Source organism: Mesorhizobium sp. M7A.T.Ca.US.000.02.2.1 (genome assembly GCF_003996995.1).
Taxonomy (GTDB): domain Bacteria; phylum Pseudomonadota; class Alphaproteobacteria; order Rhizobiales; family Rhizobiaceae; genus Mesorhizobium.
In genome coordinates, this window is the sequence record NZ_RZTT01000512.1 from 1 (window position 1) to 3,741 (window position 3,741).

Here is a 3,741-nt window from a genome sequence, read left to right on the forward strand (position 1 = left end):
GTCTTCTCCGATCATCGGGCTTGCTCGTTCGAACGCGCTTCTGGCACGTCGACAATGGCGATGTAAAGGCAAGCGGCCTGATAAGGCGAGACAACCGCCCGCTCCTGCCCGCGGCCGGAATCCGACAGCAGACGACGGCGCCGTGAAAATCAGATGTCGAAACTGACGACCTGATCCATCGTCTGCGACGGCAGAAGCTGGTCCATCTGGCGCGACGGCTGATCGCAGCCGGTCTCACCGACGACGCGGGCCGGCACGCCGGCAACCGTCTTGTTGTGCGGCACTGGCGACAGCACCACCGAGCCGGCCGCTATCTTCGAGCAATGGCCGATTTCGATGTTGCCGAGGATCTTGGCGCCGGCGCCGATCAGCACGCCATAGCGGATCTTGGGGTGACGGTCGCCGCCGGCCTTGCCGGTGCCGCCCAGCGTCACGCCATGCAGGATCGACACGTCGTCCTCGATGACCGCGGTCTCGCCGACCACGAGGCCGGTGGCGTGGTCGATGAAGATGCCCTTGCCGATGCGGGCGGCGGGGTTGATGTCGGTCTGGAAGACCGAGGACGAGCGGCTCTGCAGGTAGAGCGCGAAATCCTTGCGCCCCTGGTTCCACAGCCAATGCGCCAGCCGATGGGTCTGTATGGCGTGGAAACCCTTGAAATAAAGCACAGGCATGATGAAGCGGTCGCAAGCCGGATCGCGATCGTAATAGGCCTGGATGTCGACACGCACCGTCGTCGGCCACTCCTTGTCGTCGGCCAGCATGGACTTGAACGTCTGGCGGATGAGATCGGAGCCGATGTCCTGGTGCGCCAGCCGCTCGGCCAGCCGATGAATGACTGCTTCTTCCAGGCTGTCCTGGTTGAGGATGGTCGAATAGAGGAATGCAGCGAGCAGCGGGTCGCGGTTGACAGCCTCCATGGCCTCGTCGCGGATCGAACGCCAGATCGGATCGACCGGCTTCAATGCGCTGTGTCGGGAAATGCTGATGCTGTTCATGGCCGTCTCGTCCTGCGTCCTGCCGGGCTTGCCTGTTGTGCTTGCCTGTTGCCGGGCCGCACATATAAGCCAGATCATAGCACGATTGAACTCAATTTTCCTTAGTGCTTTGTCAAATGGATTTGGTTCGCGGGAATTCAAGCAGCCATGGAAAACGAACCGTTGATCGACGACGCGCTGAAAAGCGAGCTTTCGGCTCTCTACCGGGCGCCAGGCCGCCACTATCACAACCTTGCCCATATCGAGGCGATGCTGGCGCTCGCTGGCGACTGTCGAGAATTGCTCGGCGACCCCGAGGCGATCGAAGCAGCGATCTGGTTCCACGATGCCGTCTATGACAGCAAGGCCAAGGACAATGAGGCGCAAAGTGCTGCCCTTGCCGAGAAAAAGCTGGCGGGCCGCGCAAATCCTTCACGCCTCAACCGCATCTCGGCAATGATCGTCGCCACCGCCACGCACCAGGTGCCGCCGTTCGAAGACGCGGCGGCCACACGGGACGCAAGTCTTTTCCTGGATATGGACTTGTCGATCCTGGGAGCCGCGCCGGACGCCTTCGACGCCTATGAGCGCGCCGTGCGGCGCGAGTACCACTGGGTGGAGGAGCCGATGTGGCGAGCCGGACGCAGTGCGGTCCTGAAGACTTTCCTCGCCCACCCGCACATCTTCCACACGCAAGAGTTTCGCCAGCGCTTCGAACCGCAGGCCAGGGAGAACATGACGCGGTCATTGCAGGCCCTGCAAACCTCTTTGTGATCTTCGCCGGTGGCGCGCTTGCATGTCTCCCTATCCCGCCACGGGCGTTGCATCGAACAATGCACCGAGAAACGCCTGAACAAGCGAGCGCTGCGCGTCGGTCTTGCGATAGGCGACGCGGTGTATGGAACTGAACGAATAGGCCCTTGGCTTGATGGCCCGCATGTCTCCGGCCGCAACCCAGGGATCGGCAAAATGGCATGGCAGAAAGCCGATGAAATTGCCCGACAGGATCAGCATCAACTGCGCCTCCATGTGAACGACCGATGCACTCGCCCTGGGATGGCCGACCAGGTAGAGGTCGTCGAAATGTCGATAGCTGCGCACCGAGAACCGCGCGGCATCGACGGCGCCTTGATCGATCCTTGAATCGGGCATCGCAAAGAGCGGATGCCGGCGGCCGCAATAGAGAAGATGCGGTTCGCCGCAATAGTCGCGATAGACGACCCCAGGCGCTTTCTGCGACAGCGGCCCGATGACAACGTCGCGACCGCCATCGGCAACTTGTTGCTCGAGTTCTGACGGCGTACCCACCGAAAGGTCGATGAAGACGTCGGAATCGGGCCCCATGAAGCGGCTGAGCGCGTGCTGGATACCCAGTTCGCCACTGGTGAAGACCCCATCCGACGTGCCAACCCGCAAGCGGCCCGACAGGCTGCCGCTGGCTGCATTGATGCGATGTCCGAAATCATCAAGGTCGCGGAACAGCTTCTGCGCCGCATCGTAGGTTGCCTGTCCAACCTCGGTCAGGCGGAATTGCTTGCGCCCGCGATGGCAGAGCTGGGCACCGATGCGTTTCTCCAGTTCCGCCAGATGCGTGCTCAGCGTCGGCTGTGACAGGTTGAGCGTGATTTGCGCAGCGGCGAACCCGCCTGAATCGGCCAGCGCCACGAAAACGCGCAGCAGGCGGATATCGATATTGTCCAGCCGGCGCATGCCATTCCCCATGATGCACAGAACGAAGCATCGATGTTATTCGATGTATCGTTCTAAATAAACTCATTTACATCAATGTCTGAAATCGCGAGCCTGTACGGAACAAAATTGGGGAACAATCATGAAACCGTTACTCGGCACCGCCTTGTCCGCAGCCCTGCTGCTCACCAGTTCGCAGCTCGCCCTCAGCGCCGACCAGATCCGCATCCTAGCGCCGACATGGCTGGGATTTGCGCCTGTCCATATCGCCAGCGACCTTGGCTGCTTCACCGCCAAGGGCCTTGATGTCAGCATCAAGTTCGAGGACGACCTGACCAACGTCATGGCGGCGATGGCGCGCGGCGACATCGAGATGCAGATGCGCTCGGTCGGCGAATATCAGGGGCGCCCGCGCGATGCTTCGACGCCCGGCATCATCATCGGCACGATCGACGAATCCGTCGGCGGCGACGGCGTCATCACCGATGACAAGATCAAGTCGGTTGCCGATCTCAAGGGCAAGGTCGTCGCGGCCGAGCCCAACATCCCTTCGCGCCTACTGCTGCAGATGGAGTTGAAGCAGGCCGGCCTGTCGCTGAAGGATCTTCAGATCAAGGACATCGCGACGGCCGATACGGGCGCGGTTTTCGTCGATGAATCGATCGCCGCGATCGCGACCTACGAACCTTTCATGTCGCAGGCGCTGAAGGCCTCGACCCGCACCGGTGCCCGCATGCTGATCTCGTCCAAGGATCATCGCGGCATCATCATCGACGCGATCATCGCCCGCAACGACGACTTCAAGGCGAACCCCGACAAATACGCAAAATTTCTCGGCTGCATCTATGAGGCGATCGATTTCATCAAGGCCGAGCCGGAAAAATTCGCCGACATGGCGTCCAAGCATTTCGGCCTGACGCCTGCCGAAGTGACCGACATCGTCAACTCCAGCCTGTCCTACACGACGCTTGCAGAATCCCTGGCCTACATGGGCAAGCCGGGAGAAAAAGACACGTTGCACGGGATATTCGACACGGTGATGGATCTTAATCTGGAGAACGGCGCCGCCGACAAC

The 3,741-nt window shown here is 61.0% G+C and carries 4 protein-coding genes; 2 read left to right on the forward strand and 2 right to left on the reverse strand.

From position 1 onward, the window contains the following. Nucleotides 1-149: 149 nt before the first annotated feature. A complete protein-coding gene (gene cysE, locus EOD15_RS30500) occupies nucleotides 150-998 on the reverse strand; it encodes a serine O-acetyltransferase (protein ID WP_013531333.1) in 849 nt (282 codons plus the stop codon). A gap of 147 nt (nucleotides 999-1,145) precedes the next feature. Here cysE and EOD15_RS30505 point away from each other — a divergent pair, with 147 nt between their 5' ends. Then, on the forward strand, nucleotides 1,146-1,751 hold the full coding sequence (locus EOD15_RS30505) for a hypothetical protein (protein ID WP_127321540.1): 606 nt from the start codon (nucleotides 1,146-1,148) through the stop codon (nucleotides 1,749-1,751). Nucleotides 1,752-1,781: 30 nt separating this feature from the next. Here the strand turns inward: EOD15_RS30505 and EOD15_RS30510 are convergent, their stop codons facing one another. Then, on the reverse strand, nucleotides 1,782-2,687 hold the full coding sequence (locus tag EOD15_RS30510) for a LysR family transcriptional regulator (protein WP_050596708.1): 906 nt from the start codon (nucleotides 2,685-2,687) through the stop codon (nucleotides 1,782-1,784). A 121-nt stretch (nucleotides 2,688-2,808) separates the two neighbouring features. On the opposite strand from EOD15_RS30510, the gene EOD15_RS30515 reads away from it, so the two are divergent. Then, on the forward strand, nucleotides 2,809-3,741 hold a 933-nt coding region (locus EOD15_RS30515; protein ID WP_127409130.1), incomplete at its 3' end, for an ABC transporter substrate-binding protein.

Coding starts and splice junctions, on each gene's coding strand:
- cysE (WP_013531333.1), bottom strand. CDS start 998: ATGAACAGCATCAGCATTTCCCGACACAGCGCATTGAAGCCGGTCGAT.
- EOD15_RS30505 (WP_127321540.1), top strand. CDS start 1,146: ATGGAAAACGAACCGTTGATCGACGACGCGCTGAAAAGCGAGCTTTCG.
- EOD15_RS30510 (WP_050596708.1), bottom strand. CDS start 2,687: ATGCGCCGGCTGGACAATATCGATATCCGCCTGCTGCGCGTTTTCGTG.